Raw genomic sequence first — 20,811 nt, 5'->3', positions numbered from 1 at the left:
TATCAATTCCGGATGTCCATCGCGCTGCGCATCCCGTCGCTCAGCAGGTTGAAGCAGATCGAGACGGCGAAGATCATGACGCCAGGAAGGGCCGCCACCCACGGGTTGACATAGATCGCAGTGCGCAACGTGTTGAGCATCAGCCCCCATTCCGGCTCGGGCGGCTTGGTTCCGAGGCCGAGGAACGACAGGCCGGCGGCGAGGATCATCGAGACCGAGATGAGACCGGTGGCATAGACGAAGATAGATCCCAGCACATTGCCGAGCATGTGAACCCGCATGATTGTGAATGCGTCGGCGCCGGATGCGCGAGCCGCTTCCACGAAATCCATGTTGCGCACGCCGGTGGTCACGCTCTCGGCGACTCGGGTGATTTGGGGAACGAAGACGATGGTCAGCGAGACGATGGAGTTGACGATGCCTGCTCCCAGCGCTCCGGAGATCGCAATGGCCAGTAGCACTGAAGGAAACGCGTAAAACACGTCGACCGTGCGCATGATCGCGGTGTTGATCTTGCCGCCGACATACCCGGCCACGAGGCCGAGCGATGTCCCGATGATGAAGGCAAAGACGACCGGCACGATGCCTATCAGCAGCGACAGTCGTCCACCGTAGATCAGGCGAGACAGCATATCACGGCCAAGTTCATCGGTGCCGAGGGGATAGCCCGCTGTTCCGATCACGCGGAGGCGGCGTATCATGGATCCCTGATAAGGATCGGCGAGACCGAGCCACGGCGCGGCGATGGCCGACAGGAATATCGCGATGAGAATGAAGGCGCATACCATGCTGACCCTGTCGCGCACGATTCGCCGGCCGACCGTGGCCCAGTAGCCGCGCGCTTTTGTAGCCGGCGCGGCCTGAAGGGCTGTGTCTGTGAGCGTGCTCATCAATCAGCTCCGCTTGATACGCGGATCGATGGACGCCTGTGCGACGTCGACCATGAGGTTGAGGAACACGAAGAACAGCGCGAGCACGAGGATCGTGCCTTGCAGCAGCGGCAGGTCGCGCTGGAAGATCGCGGAATTGAGCAGCAGGCCGGAGCCGGGCCACGAGAACACCGTTTCGATTAGGATCGATCCGCCGAGCATGTAACCCAATTGAAGGCCCATGACCGCCAGGGCGGTCGGAGCGGCGTTTTTGATGACGTGCCGGAAGACGCGCGTTTCGCGCAGGCCTTTGGCCCGTAGCGCTTCGACAAAATCCTGAGACAGAATGTCGCCGGTCAGGGCTCGCACGGTGCGCGTGACGATGCCCATCGGAATCACGGACGTCGTGATCGCCGGCAGAATAAGATAGCGGACATGCTCCCAATCCCAGCTCCAGGCACCCGAGCCGCCTGGTCCGGCGCCGACGGCGGGCAACCAATTGAGTTGAACTGAGAAGATGATGACCAGCACCATACCGAGCCAGTAATGCGGGACGGAGACGCCCGCGATGGCGATTGACGTCGCCACCTTGTCGATCCAGGTATTGCGGAAGTAACCGGCGATCAGACCGAAAAACAATCCGAGGGTGAATCCGATCGCCGCGGCGGCAATGGCAAGGGTCACGGTGTTACCGACGGCGCGCAGCACTTCAGCGAGGACGGGCCGTCCCGTTGCGATCGATGTGCCGAGGTCGCCATTGACAGCCTTCCACAGCCAGAGTCCGAACTGGACGGGCAGGGGACGATCGAAACCGTAGGCGACGCGTAACTGGTTCGCGAGTTCTTGCGATGCGTCGGCAGGGAGGATCGCGACCAGCGGATCGCCCGGAGTGATGTGAACCAGCAAGAAGCAAACCAGCGCGACGCTAATCACGACGGGAATCACATAGACGATACGTCGGGCCACGTAAGCAAACACAATTCACCTTCAATCGTCGGAAAGTTCCGGCATCGCCCCCTGAACGAGCAGAGCGGCGATACCGTCGTTGTGGATGGGTCTGGTACGACGCGAAGAACGCGATCGCGCCGCTGCGGTTACTGCATCGACACCGGAGAGAAATCCACGAACCAGCTTTTAGGTTGTACGAGACCCTTCACCTTAGGACTCAGGGCGCGAGGACCGACGTCGTGCGCGACGTAAAGAAATGCCGCGTCATCGACCGATGCCGCATGCAGTTCCGCGAGCGCAGTGTCCCGTTCCGCGGGATCGAAGGTCTGGCGCGCCTTCTTCACCAGTTCGTCGAATTTCGGATTGTTGATGAAGCCCCAGTTGTTCGATACCGGGGGAGCCATTGAAGATTGCAGGAAACGCACCATCGCGAAGAAAGGGTCCATCGCGGCATAGGTGACGTTGGTTGCGTTGGCGCCGTTGGCGCTGGGATCCTTGGCTCCGCGCCGCCAGTTGGTGAACAGCGTATTCCATTCGATGACATCGAGCTGAACATCGAAGTAGCATTCCGCCAGCGCCTGCTGCAGATACTCGTTCATTGGCAACGGCAGCATCTGGCCGGAACCGGAAGCGGAGGTCTGCGTCTTCACCGTCAGCTTTTTGTTCGGTCCATAGCCGGCTTCCTGCATCAGCTTCTGAGCTGCAGCCTTGTCATACTTGATCTCGAATGTCGGCTTGCCGCGCCACGGATGACCGGGCTCGAACGTGCCGCTCGCGGGGACCATCAGGCCGGCGAGCAGGCCGTCTTTCAGTCCTTCGCGATCGACGCACAGATTGGCGGCCTTGCGCACGCGAATATCATTCCAAGGTGAACCTTCCACGCGCGAGAACTGCCACGGCCAGACGTGGGGCTGCTCGTTCTTGCTGATGGTGAAGCCGCGCTGCGTGAGTTCCTTGACGGCGTCCGGTGCCGGGGCCTCGATCCAGTCCACCTGTCCCGACAACAGTGCTGCGGTGCGCGCATTCGCCTCTGGCATCGGCAGCAGCACCATCTTGTCCGTCTTGGGAACGCGTGCCTTGTCCCAATAGTTGTCGTTCTTCGTCAGTTCAAGCCGTTCGCGCGGCGTGAACTTGGTCATCTTCCAAGGACCGGTGCCCGATGCATCACGCGCAAACGCTGCCCATGCAGCCTGAGACTTCGCCTTTGCATCGGCCCCGTCGGCGGCATCGTAGAATTTCTGCCATTTCATGGGGCTGGCCATGAACAGGTTGGTGAGATTAATCGGCAGGAAGCTGTCCGGCTCCTTCGTGGTCAGTTCCACGGTCATGTCGTCGATCTTGCGCGCTGAAGCCAGTGTCGGCATGCGCGACGCGGTGACGCCGACCTGACTAGCGTCATACTGCGATGCATCGGTTTTCAGAACCTTCTCGACATTCCAGACAACGGCATCGGCGTTGAATGGCGAGCCGTCATGAAATGTCACGCCCGGACGCAGCTTGAATGTCCACTTTGTCTTGTCGTTCGCATCCACCGCCCATTCAGTCGCGAGGCCCGGGATGACGACACTGGCCTTGGTCGCCGATGAAAGATCCCACATCGTCAGCGCATCGTACATCGTAAGGCCCGTGAAACGGTTGCCTTCAAATCCCTGATCGGGTTGTCCGAGCGTTCGGGGAATATCGGCGGCAGTCATGCCGATGCGCAAAACTGTTTCGGCGCTCGCAGAAAGCGGCAGCGCGGCTACCGACGCCATAGAGAGCAGCAATATCGCCGCGGCCGCGCGGCTTTTTGGATGGATGTTGGTACGCATAATGATGAATCCCTTTGGTCGGCGATGGCTAAATCTTATGCAACGCCTATGCCAAGGGGACTTCAGTCCCATGTATGCCTCAGCCGGATAGACGGATGCGGAAAGGTTGACTTCAGGTGCTTGGCTATCAAGGTTGGGCTGAAAAACGCTGACAGAACTGACCATCCGCGATAATCCGCCCCGCATTCACGCAACGTGCGGCGGAACCGTCGCTAGTATCTTGTATACAAGAGAGGCAAATTTCGAGTCCGTTGTTCAGTCATTGCACTCTTTTAAGGCAATCGTACTCTGTCGGCGTCATGCTGTGATGGGGAGGATATGCGCGACCGGGTGTCTTACACGCCGTTGCATGCATTACTTTGTACACAAACGATTGCCGTGAATGCAAAGCCACGGCCGATCGTGGGAGTCTCGTCGCTACGCAGAGCTAAGTCCTGCCTTCTCAGGACGTCTGGCATCAGCCTTGCAAGCTCAACTCCAATTCTTTGCCCTCTTATGGAGTTGCGTTCATGCGGTTTCCGAAATCGATCGTCCTTGCGGCGCTCGCCATGGCCATCGGCATCGCCGTACCCGCGAAAGCGGAAACGGTAGTGCGATATGGCATCTCGATGGCGGACATTCCACTAACGACGGGGCAGCCGGATCGTGGCGCCGGCGCTTATCAGTTCACCGGCTATACGATCTACGATCCGCTCGTCGCATGGGAGATGGATGTCGCCGATCGGCCGGGTAAGCTGGTGCCGGGACTTGCAACCGAATGGAAAGTCGATCCTGCAGACAAGACGAAATGGCGCTTTGCATTGCGTCCGGGCGTCAAGTTTCATGACGGAAGCGATTTCAATGCCGACGCGGTGATCTGGAATCTCGACAAGGTCCTGAACGACAAGGCGCCGCAGTTCGACAAGCGGCAGAGCGCGCAGGTAAAGACCCGCCTTCCATCGGTGGCGAGTTATGCCAAAATCGATGACTCCACCATTGAGATCACGACGAAGGCTGTCGACTCGTTCTTCCCGTATCAGATGCTGTGGTTTCTCGTCTCCAGTCCCGCGCAATATGAAAAGCTCGGGAAGGACTGGGACAAGTTTGCAAGCGCACCATCAGGCACCGGCCCATTCAAGTTGACCAAGCTGGTCCCGCGCGAACTGGCTGAACTGTCGAAGAATGCCGACTACTGGGACAAGAAGCGGATTCCAAAAGTCGACAAGCTCGTTCTCGTGCCGATGCCCGAGGCCCTGACGCGCACCAATGCATTGCTGGCCGGACAGGTCGATCTGATCGAGACGCCGGCACCGGATGCCGTGCCGCAGCTTAAATCAGCCGGCATGAAGATCGTCGACAACGTCACGCCGCATGTCTGGAACTATCATCTCAGTGTGCTGCCGGGTTCGCCCTGGACCGACGTTCGCCTGCGCAAGGCGCTGAATCTCGCCATCGACCGCGATGGTGTGGTTGGCCTGATGAATGGTCTCGCCAAGCCGGCCAAGGGGCAGGTCGATCCGTCGAGCCCGTGGTTCGGCAAGCCGACGTTCGAGCTCAAGTACGATCTCGCCGAAGCCAAGAGACTGGTGAAGGAAGCCGGCTATTCGCCCGAGAAACCCTTGAAAGCAAAGTTCATCATCGCCAACGGCGGAACCGGCCAGATGCTCTCGCTGCCGATGAACGAATTCCTGCAGCAGAGCTTCAAGGAGATCGGCGTCGACGTCGAGTTTAAGGTCGTTGAACTCGAAGTCCTATATACCGCGTGGCGAAAAGGCGCGGCCGATGAAAGCATGGCCGGCATTACTGCCAACAATATTGCCTATGTCACCTCGGACCCGCTCTACGCGATCGTCCGCTTCTTCCATTCCGGACAGATCGCGCCGGTCGGCGTGAACTGGGGCGGCTACAAGAATCCGAAGGTTGATGCGCTGATCGATGAGGCCAAGCAGAGCTTTGACACCGCCAAGCAGGACGAGCTTCTGGCGCAGGCGCATGCAACGATCGTGGATGATGCCGTGCTGGTCTGGGTTGTGCATGACACCAATCCCCATGCGCTGTCGCCGAAGGTCAAGAAATTCGTGCAGGCGCAGCACTGGTTTCAGGATCTAACCACGATCGGTGTGGACTGATCGGAAGCGATCTCTTACTGATGATTCGGGTGCGCATGGTATTGCGCACCCGATTTTTTTTGTCTGTCGCGTCCCGCGCGAAGGGTCTTTCCGTTATGCCCGAATGATCTGATTTTGGCGTTAGGCTGTTCTGAGCCTTCCGTCGGCGTCGCTAAATGTTAGCCAGCGACGTCTTGAGGCGATCGAGCAGCCGATAGAGCGTAATCTGCTCATCATGGCTGAATCGGGCCAGCGACGCATTATAAAAAGCCTCGATCGGCTCCAGCATTCCCGTCCACGCCGTTGTGCCCTTGCGGGTCAAGCGAATGCGACGGCTGCGGCCGTCGTCCTTGTCCTTGTCGCGAGCAATCCAATCGCGTGCTTCAAGCCTGTCGAGAACGGCTGTGAGATTTTGCCGGCTGACGTCGAGAAATTCAATCAGGTCCTTGACGGTCATTCCTTTCTCGCGCACCAGTGGCCGCGCGAGTGCGCCGAGAACGGCCCATTGCTGTGTCGTGGCTCCGAACCCTTCGACATAGCGCGCACCTTGTTTATGCATCAGGTTCGACGCCTGGTAGAGGCGAAAGAACACCCTGTTCGCGACGTCGAACTCGATGTCCGACTTTGCTTGTTTTTCAGCCAATGCCATGTCTTGTCGCCGTATTGCTACGATGTTGTTGCTTGCCCTTGCTACATAATATCAATGCATTGATGGTTCAACGTGGAAGTCTCGAAGCCTCACACGGAGCCGGTTTACTCATCATCGGCGGCAAGGAGCGCCGGCGGATGATCTTTCCGCAGCTTCCCGTAGGTGAGGTGATAGCGCATATGGTGCGGATCTAAAGCCTGGCGGCAGTGGTCGCAGGCGATAATCGGCTCGAAGTCCTTGCCGCAGTCGAGGTGTTTAAGGATGAGCGGCTTTTTGTGGTCGAGCCATTTATCCCCCCAGCGCAACATCTGGATCAGCGGCAGGTATAAGTCCTGTCCCGCTGCGGTTAGCTTGTATTCATAGCGTTCCGGTACGTCCTGATATTTAACCCGTTTCAGAATGTTCTGGCTGACAAGGCGGTTGAGCCGGTCGGTTAGAATATTGGTGGCGATGCCAAGCCGCTCCTGCATGACATCGAAACGCCGTACGCCGAAAAACATCTCGCGCACCACCAGAAAGGTCCAGCGGTCCGCGAGGATTCCCAGCGTACGCGAAACCGATGACGGGCGGCCGCGTTCGAAGGTTTCGACGCCGCCGCTGCGTCGGCGTTGAGGCATGGCGGTTGCGTGGGAGGTGCCTGCGCCCGGGCCATCGCGATAGACGACCCGATGTGCGTTGACCGGCTCGCGGCAGGCCGAGCAGATCGTTTCGGGATGGCATTCGTGTCCACAAGTTGCATGCACGAGTCGAAGCGGAGGCGGTTTGCCGTCCGCCAGCCAATCGTCACCGAAACGCAACATCGCAAGCATAACCAGATAGAGGTCGAAGCCTCGTTCGGTCAGACGATATTCGAAGCGTGCGCTGTCGGCCAGCGGTACGCGGGAAAGAACCTTGGCTTGGACAAGCTGTGCCAGCCGGGCGCTGAGCGTGCTGCGCGGCATGTGCAAGACGGATTGCACCTGATCGAAACGGCGTGCGCCAAGGTAGACCTCTCTCAGGACGAGAAAGGACCAAGCATCCGACAGGATCGTCAGTGTGCGGTCAACGGAGCAGTTGCGCACCAGCGGGCGTCCCGAAGTCTTGGGCTGTCGGAGCGTCGGGGAGAGGGGGGCTTTTGAAAGGGTGCGCGCCATACATTATTCTCGGTCAGCGATTGCCGGCGTTAGTCGCGGCGTTCAGTCCATACGCGCGCAAACTGATCAATTACCTCGCGATCGACATGAACGGTTCCAGTCTGCTGACGGCCAAACAGGTAGCCGAGGGCCGCGACAATGACGAGCAGGACACCGCTCATGAAGTCCGGCGACACATGCGCACTTCCATTTGGTATCAGAGTTGGTAGCGAGCCATCGAGCAAATACCAGCATGCACCAATCGCTGCGAGCAACAGCACAAGGCCGGCGGATTTTATATGTTTGAAAAATCCCGGTGTGACGTCCATTGGCGCCGAAGCAGGACGGAAGCGGTGAGTTGATTCCTGCCGCGAAACGGTTTGCGGTGCCGCACCTGCTGCCGTTGCGCTAGCGGAGTGGACGCCCGGACGAGTCTGCGCGCTTTTGTTGAACTGCGCCTCGATTTCCTCGGCGAAGCGCTTGAAGAAAAGACCGGACATTTGTTTGGCGGTGGCGTCGATCAATCTGCCGCCGAGTTGCGCCAGCTTGCCGCCCACGTCGGCGTTCACGGTGTAGTGCAGGATAGTGTCGTCGCCGTCCTGTTCCAGCCGCACAACGGCGCTCCCCTTCGCGAAGCCCGCTACGCCGCCCTGACCTTCGCCTGTGATGCGATAGCCATTCGGCGGATCGAGGTCTGACAATGTCACGGCACCCTGGAATTTGGCGGTCACGGGGCCGACCTTGATCAGCGCCGTCGCGGTCATTTGCGTGTCGGAAGTCTTAAGCAGTTCCTGGCAGCCGGGAATGCATGTTTGCAGAACCGCCGGATCGTTAAGAGCTTTCCAAACGATTTCGCGGCTTGCGGGAATGCGCTGTTGGCCTGTCATGTCCATGGTGTGTCTCCCAAAACCGCCACGAGTTGTCAGTCGCGCGATTCCATACCCTTAGTTTCGCTTTAGCTTGACATGTCATAACATAGTCTAATAATGCAAGTCACTATGGAAGCCGAAATAATCTTCGCATCGTGGCGTAAATTAGATCGATCGGGAGCCTTCTTATGAAGCCTGCTCCGTTCGATTATGTCCGTGCGGAAAGCACAGAGCACGCGGTGCAGGTCCTCGCCGCTGCGGGCGGCGACGGCAAGGTGATTGCCGGCGGTCAAAGTCTGATGCCGATGATGAACTTCCGTCTGGTGAAGCCGTCGGTGTTGGTGGACATCAATGGCATTCACGGTCTCGATGCTGTGCAGATGCGCAGCGACAGGATCGTACTCGGTGCGCTCGTTCGTCATCGCATGACGGCGATGGATGCCCTGGTCGCAAAGCACATTCCCGTGCTGCATCAGGCGATGAAGCATGTCGCCCATTTGACGGTGCGCAACCGTGGTACGTTCTGTGGCAGCGTCTGCCATGCCGATCCCGCAGCAGAGATGCCGATGATGTCACTGCTGCTCAACGGTGTCGTTCACATCGCGTCTCCACGGGGCCAACGCACGCTCGCCGCTCAGGATTTCTTTGTCGGTTCGCTGGTCACAGCGCTGGAGCCCGACGAACTCGTGACCGAGATCGAGATCGATACGTTGCCTGCCGGCACCGGTTGGGGATTCGAGGAGTTTGCCCGGCGTCACGGAGATTATGCGCTGGCTGCGGTTGCTGTCACGATGCATTGCCGGGACGGTGTGGCGTCAGACGTCCGTATCGGGCTCATGGGCGTCGGCGAAATGCCGATGCGCGCACCGCAAGTTGAGACGATGCTGGAAGGTCGCGAGATCAGCGCCGCGCTGATCGGCGAAGCGATCGAGGTGCTCCGGGCCGGCCTCGAACCGAATTCGGATCTGAATGCGTCGGCGGACTATCGCCGTCATCTGGCGGGTGTTCTCGCACGGCGCGCCATGACGGATGCCTGGGCACGGGCAGACAAAGGCGCGGTGGCATGAGCGAGCGCACCGAGATCACTGTTTCCGTCAACGGCTTGTCCTATACGCGAAGCGTCGAGCCTCGCATGCTGCTCGCGGATTTTCTGCGCCATGAGCTTGGATTGACCGGCACCCATGTTGGCTGCGAACATGGTGTCTGCGGCGCTTGTACCATTCTGCTCGATGGGCGCAGCGCACGCTCCTGCTTGACTTTGGCGGTCCAGGCGAACGGCGCCGATATCGAGACGGTCGAAGGACAGGGGACGGTCGAGTGTCTCGGAAGAATTCAGCAGGCGTTCCGTGATCATCACGGACTTCAGTGCGGTTTCTGTACGCCGGGCTTTATTATGACCATCGCCGACATGCTGCGGCATCATAGCCTCGATAATGACGAGGAAATTCGCGAAGCACTCTCGGGCAATATCTGCCGCTGTACTGGCTATGAGAACATCGTGAATGCAGTGCGCGAACTGGCTAAGGAAAGAACGGCACTCAGATGAGAACCATTTTCCTTCTTATCGCGGGTTCGACATGAGCGCATTCGACTCTTCATCGGTCGAGATGCGGCCCAAGATGGTGGGCCAGCGCATCAAGCGCACAGAGGATCCGCGTTTGCTCGCGGGTGTCGGGCGCTATGTCGATGACATCACACCGCAGGGGGCGCTTCATGTCGCAATCAGGCGCAGCGACCAGCCCCATGCACGCATTCGCGGCATCGACATCGGTGAAGCCTTCTCCGTGCCGGGCGTGGTGGCGATTTTCGATGCAATCGATCTCGAGGGTGATCTCAAGCCTGCCATTCCAACCTCAAAAATGAAGAACTACTACGCGACGCCGATTTGGCCGTTGGCGCGCGGCAAGGTGCGTTACGTCGGTGAGCCCGTCGTCGCTGTCGTGGCCGAGAGCCGCTATGCGGCCGAGGACGCGCTGGAGCACATCTCGATCGACTATGAGCCGTTGCCATTCGCGATCCGCCAGACCGATGCGGTGGCCGACGATGCGCCGCTGCTTCATGAGGAAGCCGGAACCAACGTCATCATCTCGCGCGAATTTGCACGCGGCGATGTCGACAAGGCCATTCAGGATGCGCCGGTGACGGTGAAAGGCGTTTTTCGCATGACGCGGAAAACGGCGGTCGCCATGGAAAACCGCTCCTATCTGGCCGAATGGGATAAACGCCGCCTTGCCCTGACGCTGCATTCATCGACAAATATTCCGGGCGTGATCCGCGACGTTCTTTCCGGTTGCTTCGATCTTCCTGGCAACCGTATGCGCGTGGTTGCGCCCGATGTCGGCGGCAGTTTCGGCGGCAAGGGGTCCCTGTATCACGAAGAAATACTGGTCTGCGCCCTCGCGCGCAAACTTGGCCGGCCCATCAAGTATACAAGCGACCGGCTCGAGGATCTGTCCTCCACCAGTCAGGCTTTCGACGAATTGATGGATGTCGAGCTCGCGGTCGATCGCGATGGCAAGTTGCTTGGCCTGCGCGCAGACGTGATCGGCGACATCGGAGCCTATTCGATTTATCCGTGGACCGGTGCGCTGGAACCTGTGCAGGTGGTGAGCTTTCTGCCGGGCCCGTATCGTCTCGAGCATTATCGCGGTCGTATCCGGGGTGTGCTTACGCCGAAGCCGCCGACGGGCCCTTATCGCGGCGTCGGCCGTCCATCTTCGACCTTCGCAATGGAGCGGCTCATCGATATGGCCGCGCGCAAGATCGGCTTGGACCCGGTCGAGATGCGACGTCGCAATCTGGTAACGGCCGAGGAGTTTCCTTATCGGACCGGCTCCGGCATCATCTGGGACAAATCGGCGTTTCAGGAGTGCCTGCAGGCGGCCTGCGATTATCTGGATTATCCCTCGCTCGTGCGTGAGCGTGACAAGGCGCGCGCTGAGGGACGCTGGGTCGGTATCGGTTTGGCAAGCTACGCCGAACTGACCGGCATCGGCTCCCGCATTTCTGCTGCACCGGGCATGCCGATCAATACGGGCACCGAGACCTCGGCTATCCGTATCGACGCCACCGGCGCGATTACGGCTGCGTTCGGTATCTCGTCGCATGGGCAGGGCCTGGAAACGACATTGGCACAGATTATCGCCGACGAACTCGGCTGCAAGATGGAGGATGTTGAGGTTCAGCACGGCGACAGCGCGCTGGTGCCGATGAGTACCGGAACCTTTGCCAGCCGCTCGGCCGTGATTGGCGGCGGCGCTGCGATCGTGGCGTCACGCACGCTAAAGGTGAAGGTGCTGAGGGCGGCGGCGCATCTGATGAATCAGCCGGTGGAGGACCTGGACGCATCCGGTGGAATCATCCGTTCGCGTGCATCCAACATTTCGATGACGTTCAAGGACGTCGCCAACGCGGTCTATTCGCAAATGGGCAGCATTCCGCGCGAACAGCGCGAGGATCTGGCGGTGTCGGAGACCTATGACCCTTATCTCGGCACGGCCTGCTCCTCCACGCATCTGGCGATGGTGGAGATCGATCCGGAAACCTACGGCGTCACCATCAAGCGCTATGTGGTGGCGGAGGATTGTGGGCGGATCATCAATCCGATGATTGTCGATGGCCAGGTGCAGGGCGCGGTCGTGCAGGGCATTGGAGCCGCACTTCTGGAGGAGATTGTCTATGACGATCAGGGCCAGTTCGTCACGGCCAGCCTCGCGGACTATCTTGTCCCCGTCGCCACCAACGCTTGTCCGATCGGCATCGTGCATATTGAGGCGGATTTGCCGAACAATATCGGCGGATTCCGCGGCATGGGCGAGGGCGGCACCATCGGCGCGCCAGCCGCCATCGCCAACGCCATATCCGACGCGCTGTCTCCGCTTGGCATCGAGATTGATACGCTTCCAGCAACGCCCGACCGTATCTTCCGCATGGTCGAGGCGGCGCGCGCCAGAAACAAGGCTGTATAACGCATCTGGCATGTGGTCTTGACGCGACTGGCATATCCATTCAAGATTCATAGTAAGGATTCAACTGGAAATCCGCGTCATAATCATGCGCTAAAAAGCGATCGGTCTGGGCGAAATGGCACGGCTGGGACTTGCAACAAAAGAAAGACGACCGGCCAAGCCCCTGTATGCAGTTTCTCCAGTCCAGGCAGGCAAGAAGCCGTCCCGATTGACCGAACGTCGCTGCTCTATTGCGAGCACGGTCGGCATTCTCTCCGATGCCTGGGCCTTTCTGGTCATCCGGGAAGCATTCTTTGGCGCAAAACGGTTTGAGGAGTTTCGCTCAGGTCTTGAGGTCTCGCGAGCGACGCTGACCGACCGGCTGCGGCGCCTGACGCGCGAAGGCATCCTGCGCGAGGTGAGCTATTCCGATACATCGAGCCGGGTCGAATACAAGCTGACCAAAGCCGGCATTGACCTCTATCCGGCATTTATGTCGCTGATGCAGTTCGGCGACCGCTGGCTGACCAGCGCGAGCGATGTGCCACTCCAATTGATCCACGAAGGCTGCAACTGCGTCAGCAAGCCGATTGTCGCTTGCTCCTGTTGCGAGCGGCGCATCGTAGCCCGGGACGTCAGCTATCACGACGGACCTGGCGCGGGCAGGATTCGCATCGAGAGTTCCAAACGCAGCCGTCGCACTGCAGATGATTTCATGCGCGGCCGCCCTAGTTCGGTGTCGCGCGCCCTTGAAGTGATCGGCGATCGCTGGAGTTTTCTGGTCATTCGCGAAGCATTCTATGGCGCCAAGAGGTTCGATCAGTTGCAGGCTGAACTGAGCATCGCGTCGAATATTTTGACCGATCGCCTTGCACGTCTCGTCGAGCGCGGGGTTTTCAGAAAGCGAAAGTATCAATCCTCGCCCGAACGTTTCGAATATCTGCTGACGCCGATGGGGGCCGATCTGCACGGCCCGCTGATCATGATGATGGCCTGGGGCGATCGCTGGCGTGCAGACGGTTCGCCGCCAATGCTTCTCAGGCATGAGACCTGCGGTCAATTTTTCACGCCGACCGTGGTCTGCAACAAGTGCGGCGAACCGATCCATGCCTACACGATGAAGTACCGGATGCGGTACAACCCAGCCAAGTTTGGCGGGCCGAAGAGCGGCCGGGCAGTGCCCGGCCGCGTTTGATGCTCGACGTTTCGTCGCGCTATTTCTTGACGAGCGGACACTTGCTTTCCGACAGCGGCCGGAAGGCCTCGTCGCCGGGAATGACGGCACGGAGCTTGTAATAGTCCCAAGCGTACTTGGATTCCGAAGGCTTCTTCACCTCATACACATACATGTCGTGAATGAAGCGGCCATCCTCGCGGACGCGGCCATTCTTGGCGAAGAAATCGTTTACCGGCATTTCGCGCATCTTTGCCATCACGGTCTTGGCGTCGTCAGTGCCCGCAGCCTTGATCGCATTGAGATAGTGAATCGTCGAGGAATAGTCGCCGGCATCGCCCATGTGCGGCATGCGCTTCATCTTCGCGAAAAACTTCTTCGAAAAGGCCCGCGTTTCCTCGTCACGATCCCAGTAGAAACCGTTGGTCAGAACGAGTCCTTGAGCTGCGGTCAAACCCATCGAGTCGATATCTGTGATCCAGACCAGCAGGCCAGCGATGGTCTGCTTGCCGCCGTCAGTCAGGCCGAAGTCCTTCGCGGACTTGACGGCATTGATAAAGGTCGTGCCGGAGCCTGCAATGGCGACGACCTTTGCTTTCGAGGCCTGGGCCTGCAATAGGAAGGAAGAATGATCGGCAGTATCGATAGGATAGCGGATCGCCCCAACAACGGAGCCTCCGTTTGCCTTTACCACGCCGGCGGTATCGGCTTCGAGAGCGTGGCCGAACGCGTAGTCGGCTGTAAGGAAGTACCAGGAATTCAGGCCTTCCTTGATCAGCGCTTTACCGGTGCCCTGTCCGAGAGCGTAAGTGTCATAAGCGTAGTGGATGCTGTTCGGCGTGCACGAATCGCCCGTCAGGCGCGAAGATCCTGATCCATTGACAATCGCGATCCGGTTCTTCTCCTGCGCGACATTGGTGACAGCCAGCGCGATCGATGAGTTGATCAGGTTCGCGATCATGTCGACCTTGCCGACGTCGTACCACTCGCGCGCCTTGGCGATTGCTACTTCGTTGCGGTTCTGGTGATCGGCGACGATCACTTCGATTGGCTTGCCGAGCACTGTGCCGCCGAAATCCTCGATGGCCATTTTGACCGCGGTCACTGAACCGTCCCCCGCCTCGTGGGAGAATTGTCCGGACATGTCGGTCAAGACACCGATCTTCACCACATCGTCCGAGATTTTTGTCTGGGCGTAAGCAGGACTCGCCATAGCGAGCCCTGCGGCAAGCGCCAATGTCATCTTCTTCATTCGCTTCCTCTCCTCTTGATTAAAGTGGTCCGATACCGCGGCCCAACAGATAGGCTTGCATAACTAGACTAATTTGGTATGACGCTGTCAACAGGCGCGATGAACTGCTTGCGTTGCGCCGCACAACCGATCTGGAGGAGACAGCCGGATGGATGCGACGCATGGTCATGCCGTGCCGGACGCCGACGTCGTGTTGCAGGCGCGAGGCTTGCGGAAGGAATTCCGCGGCTTCGTCGCTGTGAGCGGTGTGGACCTCGACATCCGTCGCGGCGCTATTCACGCGCTGATCGGGCCGAATGGCGCGGGCAAGACGACGGTCTTTAACCTTCTGACGAAATTCCTGAGCCCGACATCGGGCCGTATTTTGCTTGAGGGGACAGACGTTACGACGGAGCGCCCCGCGGCGCTTGGGCGGCTTGGACTGGTGCGATCGTTTCAGATTTCGGCGGTGTTTCCGCACCTTACGGTGAACGAGAACGTCGCCGTCGCGCTTCAGCGCAGCTCGGTATCTCCGGTCAAGTTCTGGCAGGGCCGCTCGCGGTTCGGTGATATGCCGGCGCGCATCGAGGCGCTGCTGGATCAGGTCGATCTTGGCGCCTTTGCGCATCAGCGCGCCGGCGATCTTGCCTACGGTCGCAAGCGCGCGCTTGAACTCGCGACGACACTCGCGGCCAATCCAAAAGTCATGTTGCTTGACGAGCCGACCCAGGGCCTTGGCCACGAGGACGTCGACCGCGTAACGGCACTGATCAAGCAGGTGGCAATTGGCCGCACCGTCGTGATGGTGGAGCACAACATGAAAATGGTGGCGCGCATCGCGGACCGGATCAGTGTGCTGCGTCGTGGCCAAATTATCGCCGAGGGCGCATATGACGAGGTGTCACGCGATCCGCAAGTCATTGAGTCCTATCTTGGCTCCCGGTCGCGCGCAGCGGAGCGCAAGCAATGACGACAGCAGCAAGTGACGGGGCAGATGCGCTCCTGGTGCAGGATCTTCATGCCTGGTACGGGGAATCCCATATCTTGCATGGCATGTCGTTCGCACTGCAGCGAGGAGAAGTGGTTGCTCTGCTCGGCCGCAACGGCAGCGGCCGAACGACAACCCTGCGCGCCATCATGGGGCTGATCGATCGGCGTGAGGGAATTATCCGCATCGGCGGCAAGGATGTTCTCGACCTGGCGCCGCATTTGGTTGCGCGCCTCGGTGTCGGATATTGCCCCGAGGAGCGGGGTATTTTCGCATCGTTGTCCTGCGAGGAGAACCTACTGCTGCCCCCGCAGCAATCGGGTGGTGGTATGGCGCTCGACGAGATTTATACCCAGTTGCCCAATCTGGCGGAGAGGCGTCATACGCCGGGGACGCGGCTCTCGGGCGGCGAACAGCAGATGCTGGCGATCGCGCGCATTCTGCGCACCGGCGCGCGGCTGCTGCTGCTGGATGAAATTTCCGAGGGGCTTGCGCCCGTCATTGTTGACCGTTTGTTCGATCTCATCATCGAACTTAAGTCACGCGGCTACACCATTCTGCTGGTCGAGCAAAACAAGTATTTCGCCGAGCCGCTCGCGGACAGGTTTCTCGTGGTCGAGCACGGCGATGTTACGATGCAGTTATCGGCATCCGAGCTCGCGGCGCAGGCTGAACTCGTTGACCGTACGCTGGGCGTTTGAGGACTGAGATGTTCGATATTCCGTTACAGGTTCTGCTCGGGCAAATCACCATCGGTCTGGTGAACGGGTGCTTCTATGCGATCCTGAGTCTTGGCCTTGCGCTCATCTTTGGCCTTCTCAACGTCATTAATTTCGCCCACGGCGCGCTGTATATGCTCGGTGCGTTCGGCGTCTATCTCGCCATGCAGAAGCTCGGCGTGAACTACTGGTGGTCGCTGCTGCTGGTCCCGATTGTCGTCGGGGCCTTCGGAGCAATGATCGAACGACTGCTGTTGCGCCGTCTTGTCGGTCTCGATCACCTTTATGGCTTGCTGTTCACGTTCGGTCTTGCGTTGGTTCTCGAGGGAATCTTCCGTGACATTTATGGCTCGGCGGGTTTGCCGTATCCGCCGCCGCCGGCACTACGCGGCTTGATCGATCTCGGATTTATGAGGCTGCCGATCTACCGGGTGTGGATTGTCGTGGCATCGCTGCTCGTGTGTTTTGCGACGTGGTTCCTGATCGAGCGGACGCGACTGGGATCCTATCTGCGCGCGGGCACGGAGAATGCGAAGATGGTGCAGGCGCTCGGCATCAACGTTCCGCTGATGGTGACATTCGTCTACGCGCTCGGTGCGGCGCTTGCCGCATTTGCTGGCGTGCTCGCTGCGCCGATCTATCAGGTCCAGCCGCTGATGGGCTCAAATATTCTGATTATAACATTCGCCGTGGTCGTGATTGGCGGCCTCGGCTCCACCGCAGGCGCGATCGCCACCGGATTGGCCCTGGGTGTCATCGAAGGGCTTTCCAAGGTGTTCTATCCCGAGGTGTCCTCCACCATCGTTTTCATTGTCATGGCGATCGTTCTTCTGGTGCGTCCCGCCGGTTTGTTTGGACGTGAGGCATGAGTACCATGAAAACATCCACGGTCCTGCTGATTACGCTTGCCGTCATCGGCGTTATTGCGCCACTGACGGGACTTTATCCGCAGTTCCTGATGAAATGTGTAGCGCTGGCGCTGTTTGCGGTGGCCTTTAATTTCTTCACCGGCAATATCGGACTGCTTTCCATCGGTCACGCCGCATTCTTCGGCATGGGGGCCTATGCGGCCGGCTTCGCCACGAAAGCGTGGAGCTTCACGCCGGAGCTTGCCCTCGTCCTCAGTCTGCTGGTCGGCGTTGCGCTGGGCATCGTCATGGGCGGCATGGCGATTCGCCGTCAGGGAATCTATTTTGCGATGATTACGCTGGCGCTGGCGCAGATGGTTTATTTTGTCTGCGTGCAGGCGCCGTTTACCGGCGCGGAGGACGGCTTGCAGCGCATCCCGCGGCGCTCGCTGTTTGGATTGATCGATCTGTCCAATGATCTTGTGATGTATACCTTTGTTCTCGTCCTTCTGATCGCGGCGGTCTGGGGCTTCCAGCGGATCATGGAATCCCCGTTCGGCCAGGTGCTGCTCGCCATTCGTGACAACGAGCCGCGCGCGATTTCGCTGGGATACGATGTCCAGAAATACAAGCTGTCTGCGTTTACGATGTCGGCGGCGATTGCCGGTCTGGCAGGGGGGGTGAAGGCGCTGACCCTCGGTTTCGCCGGTTTGCCTGATGCGCACTGGACGCAATCCGGCAATGTTATTTTGATGTGTCTGCTCGGCGGTCTGGGTACACCGCTCGGTCCGGTAATCGGCGCCATTCTGGTGGTGGCTCTTGAGAGTCGGCTGTCCGGCCTTGGCGTGGTTCAGATCGGGCCATTTGCACTGGATTTGTCGAGCAAGGTGCCGATCATCATCGGCTTCATCTTCATGGTCTGTGTGCTGCTGTTCCGCCGCGGCATCGTCGGCGAGATCAGCGCAGCCTTTGCATCAGCGAAAGCGCGCCAGTCGCCGGCTGCGGACGCCGAAAAGAAATCCATGGCAAGTTGACATCGTTTGCCTAAATAAGTCTACTTATGCAAGTGACTGGATCGGCGAAGCGGCACGCTGCCGCGCGTCTTTCCAGGCCAGCTGATCTAAAGATTGAACGGAGTTCAGAGTGCAGGGTTTCGTCTTTCAATCCACCAAATCCATATTGGTTGAGCCCGGCAGTTCGTCACGCATCGGCGAATTGGTGAAGTCGCTCGGCTGCACCTCGGTTCTGTTGGTCAGCGATCCCGGCGTGAAGAGCGCGGGGCTGTTGCAGGCCGGGTTGCAGGGACTGGAGCAGCAAGGCGTCGGAGTTACGTTATTCACCGATGTTCAGGCCGATCCGCCGGTTCATGTCATTGAGGCAGCGGTCAAGCTGGCCGTCGATGCAAAGGTCGATGGCGTCGTCTCGATCGGCGGTGGCAGTTCGATGGATGTGGCCAAACTCGTGGCGCTGCTCGCGGTGGGACAGGAAAAGCTCGACGACATCTACGGTGTCGGCATGGTCAAGGGACGCCGGCTGCCGCTCGTGCTGACGCCGACCACGGCAGGGACCGGCTCGGAGGTCACGCCGATTTCAATCGTCACGACCGGCGAGGGCGAGAAGAAGGGCGTGGTTTCGCCCGTGCTGCTGCCGGACTGGGCTGTGCTGGACGCGGAGTTGACGCTTGGATTGCCGCCCGCGGTGACTGCGGCTACCGGCATCGACGCGATGGTTCATGCCATCGAGGCCTATACCAGCAAGCGCCTGAAGAATCCGCTGTCAGACACGCTCGCGCGCGACGCGTTGCGGCTGCTCGGCGGCAACATCCATGAAGCCTGCCGCAACGGCACCAACCGCGAAGCTCGCCACAACATGCTGCTGGGCTCCATGCTCGCCGGCATGGCATTTGCGAATGCGCCGGTCGCGGCCGTGCATGCGCTGGCTTATCCGGTCGGCGCGCGTTTTCATGTTCCGCACGGATTGTCCAACTCGCTGGTGTTGCCGCAGGTCATCCGCTTCAACGCAAGTTCCGCCGAACAGCATTACGGTGAGCTCGCCACGATCCTGACGCCGAACGCCAAGGGAAATTCGGCCGATCGCACCAAGGCCTTGGTCGAAATGCTCTCCGCGCTCCCCGTCGATCTCGGGTTGCCCACGCGGCTGCGTGACGTCGGCATCGGGCACAATGATCTCGGCATGCTGGCCGATGATGCGATGAAGCAGACGCGGCTTCTCATCAATAACCCGCGCGAGGTCGTGCACGCCGATGCGCTGGCGATCTACGAGGCGTCGCTATGACAGGGCGGCCGAAGCCGGATCATCGAAGTGCCTATGTGTACTTCCAGACCATGACGACGCGCTGGATGGACAACGATTCCTATCGGCATATGAATAACACGATGTATTATTCGTTCTTCGATACGATCGTGAACCAGTATCTGATCGAAAATGGTGCCCTCGACATCGAGAAAAGCCCGGTGATAGGCCTGGTAGCGGAAACCACTTGCCGCTACTTCAGCTCGATCGGCTTTCCATCGAAGATCAATGTCGCGCTCCGGGTCGGTCATCTCGGCAACAGCAGCATCCGCTACGAGATCGCCCTGTTCAAGGACGATGACGACGTCGCGTCCGCACAGGGGCATTTCATTCACGTTTATGTCGACCGCGAGAGCGGGCGGCCGACGCCGCTCCCGGAAAAGCTGAAATCGGTAATTGCGCCACTTCAGCGCGCCGCGACCTGACAATCTCGGAGGGGCGCCGTTCAGGCGCTCTCGCAGGAGTAGAGAATTTGGCCGATATTGATGTTGCCATTCAGGACAAGGTCGCAGTGGTGACGCTCAACCGGCCAGTGTTGCGCAATGCCATGACGCTTGCCATGTGGCAAGGTATCGCCGAGATTTTCACGCGACTGGGTCACGATACCGACGTGCGTGCGATCATCCTGACCGGAGCCGGCGGAAATTTCAGCGTCGGTGCCGATGTCTCGGAGTTTGCAAAAGTTCGCTCCAATGTCCCAGAGAGCAAAGCTTACGAGGTGGCCGTAGATGCATCATCAGATGCCATCGCGAATGCGCCGAAGCCGGTTATCGCAGTTCTGGAAGGATACTGCCTGGGCGGTGGTTGCCATCTGTCGATGGCTTGCGACTTTCGTTATGCGCACACCGACACGGCGATCGGTATTCCCGCCGCGAAGTTGTCGATCGTATACGGCGTCCGCAGCACGCAACGCCTGCTGGGGCTGGTCGGCTTGACTAATGCCAAGCGCATTCTCTATTCGGCGGATCGTTTCAGCGCAGTGGATGCCAAGAATATGGGACTTGTCGATCGGGTGTCGAACGATCCTATGGCTGACGCGAAGGCTTTCGCCACCGACATCGCCAAACTTGCGCCGCTGTCGGTTGAGGGTGCCAAACGCATTCTAACTGGCTTGTCGATGGGGCCGGGAGCGCTGGATGTGGAGGCCGCTGATGCTTTCATCGATCGCGTATCGGCCAGCGAGGATTACGAAGAAGGCCGCCGGGCATTTGCCGAGAAGCGGCCGCCAATGTTTCGCGGGAGGTAA

Annotated in this window: 19 protein-coding genes; 12 read left to right on the top strand and 7 right to left on the bottom strand. The window is 59.4% G+C overall.

Annotation, left to right across the window (positions count from 1 at the left end):
- Window positions 1–2 precede the first annotated feature (2 nt).
- The 3 genes from LVY71_RS17715 to LVY71_RS17705 all read right to left on the bottom strand — a co-directional run bounded on the left by LVY71_RS17715 (window position 3) and on the right by LVY71_RS17705 (window position 3,571).
- On the bottom strand, window positions 3–890 hold the full coding sequence (locus LVY71_RS17715; RefSeq protein WP_235101161.1) for an ABC transporter permease: 888 nt from the start codon (window positions 888–890) through the stop codon (window positions 3–5).
- 3 nt (window positions 891–893) lie between these two features.
- Window positions 894–1,847, bottom strand: a complete 954-nt coding sequence (locus LVY71_RS17710; protein WP_235101160.1) for an ABC transporter permease — start codon at window positions 1,845–1,847, stop codon at window positions 894–896.
- Window positions 1,848–1,963: 116 nt separating this feature from the next.
- The gene (locus tag LVY71_RS17705) at window positions 1,964–3,571 is read right to left on the bottom strand and encodes an ABC transporter substrate-binding protein (RefSeq protein WP_502797604.1); all 1,608 of its coding nucleotides are present in this window, start codon (window positions 3,569–3,571) and stop codon (window positions 1,964–1,966) included.
- 566 nt (window positions 3,572–4,137) lie between these two features.
- Here LVY71_RS17705 and LVY71_RS17700 point away from each other — a divergent pair.
- Window positions 4,138–5,736 carry an ABC transporter substrate-binding protein gene (locus LVY71_RS17700; protein ID WP_235101158.1) on the top strand — a complete coding sequence of 533 codons (1,599 nt, stop codon included), beginning with the start codon at window positions 4,138–4,140 and terminating at the stop codon, window positions 5,734–5,736.
- Between the two features lie 151 nt (window positions 5,737–5,887).
- Here the strand turns inward: LVY71_RS17700 and LVY71_RS17695 are convergent, their stop codons facing one another.
- The 3 genes from LVY71_RS17695 to LVY71_RS17685 all read right to left on the bottom strand — a co-directional run bounded on the left by LVY71_RS17695 (window position 5,888) and on the right by LVY71_RS17685 (window position 8,369).
- Entirely contained in the window at window positions 5,888–6,358 is a 471-nt protein-coding gene (locus LVY71_RS17695; protein ID WP_235101157.1) for a MarR family winged helix-turn-helix transcriptional regulator, read from the bottom strand.
- Window positions 6,359–6,468: 110 nt separating this feature from the next.
- Window positions 6,469–7,497 (bottom strand): winged helix-turn-helix transcriptional regulator, encoded by a 1,029-nt coding sequence (locus tag LVY71_RS17690; protein ID WP_235101156.1) that lies wholly within the window; start codon window positions 7,495–7,497, stop codon window positions 6,469–6,471.
- A 29-nt stretch (window positions 7,498–7,526) separates the two neighbouring features.
- Entirely contained in the window at window positions 7,527–8,369 is an 843-nt protein-coding gene (locus LVY71_RS17685; protein WP_235101155.1) for an SRPBCC family protein, read from the bottom strand.
- A 164-nt stretch (window positions 8,370–8,533) separates the two neighbouring features.
- Here LVY71_RS17685 and LVY71_RS17680 point away from each other — a divergent pair, with 164 nt between their 5' ends.
- The 4 genes from LVY71_RS17680 to LVY71_RS17665 all read left to right on the top strand — a co-directional run bounded on the left by LVY71_RS17680 (window position 8,534) and on the right by LVY71_RS17665 (window position 13,487).
- Window positions 8,534–9,412, top strand: a complete 879-nt coding sequence (locus LVY71_RS17680) for an FAD binding domain-containing protein (RefSeq protein ID WP_235101154.1) — start codon at window positions 8,534–8,536, stop codon at window positions 9,410–9,412.
- On the top strand, window positions 9,409–9,891 hold the full coding sequence (locus tag LVY71_RS17675) for a (2Fe-2S)-binding protein (protein WP_235101153.1): 483 nt from the start codon (window positions 9,409–9,411) through the stop codon (window positions 9,889–9,891). Before LVY71_RS17680 ends, LVY71_RS17675 begins: the two co-directional genes overlap by 4 nt.
- Before the next feature lie 31 nt (window positions 9,892–9,922).
- A complete protein-coding gene (locus LVY71_RS17670; RefSeq protein ID WP_235101152.1) occupies window positions 9,923–12,313 on the top strand; it encodes a xanthine dehydrogenase family protein molybdopterin-binding subunit in 2,391 nt (796 codons plus the stop codon).
- A 208-nt stretch (window positions 12,314–12,521) separates the two neighbouring features.
- On the top strand, window positions 12,522–13,487 hold the full coding sequence (locus LVY71_RS17665) for a winged helix-turn-helix transcriptional regulator (RefSeq protein ID WP_235101151.1): 966 nt from the start codon (window positions 12,522–12,524) through the stop codon (window positions 13,485–13,487).
- A 19-nt stretch (window positions 13,488–13,506) separates the two neighbouring features.
- Here LVY71_RS17665 and LVY71_RS17660 read toward each other — a convergent pair whose 3' ends face one another.
- Window positions 13,507–14,718 carry an ABC transporter substrate-binding protein gene (locus LVY71_RS17660; protein ID WP_235101150.1) on the bottom strand — a complete coding sequence of 404 codons (1,212 nt, stop codon included), beginning with the start codon at window positions 14,716–14,718 and terminating at the stop codon, window positions 13,507–13,509.
- A 148-nt stretch (window positions 14,719–14,866) separates the two neighbouring features.
- Here LVY71_RS17660 and LVY71_RS17655 point away from each other — a divergent pair, with 148 nt between their 5' ends.
- From LVY71_RS17655 to LVY71_RS17625, 7 genes are all read left to right on the top strand, one after another.
- Window positions 14,867–15,667, top strand: coding sequence for an ABC transporter ATP-binding protein (locus tag LVY71_RS17655; protein WP_235101149.1), 801 nt, complete (start codon window positions 14,867–14,869; stop codon window positions 15,665–15,667).
- Window positions 15,664–16,386, top strand: coding sequence for an ABC transporter ATP-binding protein (locus tag LVY71_RS17650; protein ID WP_235101148.1), 723 nt, complete (start codon window positions 15,664–15,666; stop codon window positions 16,384–16,386). Before LVY71_RS17655 ends, LVY71_RS17650 begins: the two co-directional genes overlap by 4 nt.
- A gap of 8 nt (window positions 16,387–16,394) precedes the next feature.
- Window positions 16,395–17,273: a branched-chain amino acid ABC transporter permease gene (locus tag LVY71_RS17645; RefSeq protein ID WP_235101147.1), complete on the top strand. Its 879-nt coding sequence runs from the start codon at window positions 16,395–16,397 to the stop codon at window positions 17,271–17,273.
- A gap of 5 nt (window positions 17,274–17,278) precedes the next feature.
- Window positions 17,279–18,286: a branched-chain amino acid ABC transporter permease gene (locus tag LVY71_RS17640; RefSeq protein ID WP_235101537.1), complete on the top strand. Its 1,008-nt coding sequence runs from the start codon at window positions 17,279–17,281 to the stop codon at window positions 18,284–18,286.
- A 109-nt stretch (window positions 18,287–18,395) separates the two neighbouring features.
- Window positions 18,396–19,547 (top strand): iron-containing alcohol dehydrogenase, encoded by a 1,152-nt coding sequence (locus tag LVY71_RS17635; protein WP_235101146.1) that lies wholly within the window; start codon window positions 18,396–18,398, stop codon window positions 19,545–19,547.
- Window positions 19,544–19,990, top strand: a complete 447-nt coding sequence (locus LVY71_RS17630) for an acyl-CoA thioesterase (RefSeq protein WP_235101145.1) — start codon at window positions 19,544–19,546, stop codon at window positions 19,988–19,990. Before LVY71_RS17635 ends, LVY71_RS17630 begins: the two co-directional genes overlap by 4 nt.
- A 47-nt stretch (window positions 19,991–20,037) precedes the next feature.
- Window positions 20,038–20,811, top strand: a complete 774-nt coding sequence (locus tag LVY71_RS17625) for an enoyl-CoA hydratase-related protein (RefSeq protein ID WP_235101144.1) — start codon at window positions 20,038–20,040, stop codon at window positions 20,809–20,811.

It is taken from the genome of Bradyrhizobium sp. G127 (assembly GCF_021502575.1).
Lineage (GTDB): Bacteria > Pseudomonadota > Alphaproteobacteria > Rhizobiales > Xanthobacteraceae > Afipia.
The sequence above is the reverse complement of the archived record's forward strand: the minus strand, read 5'-3'. Positions and strand labels throughout refer to the sequence as shown.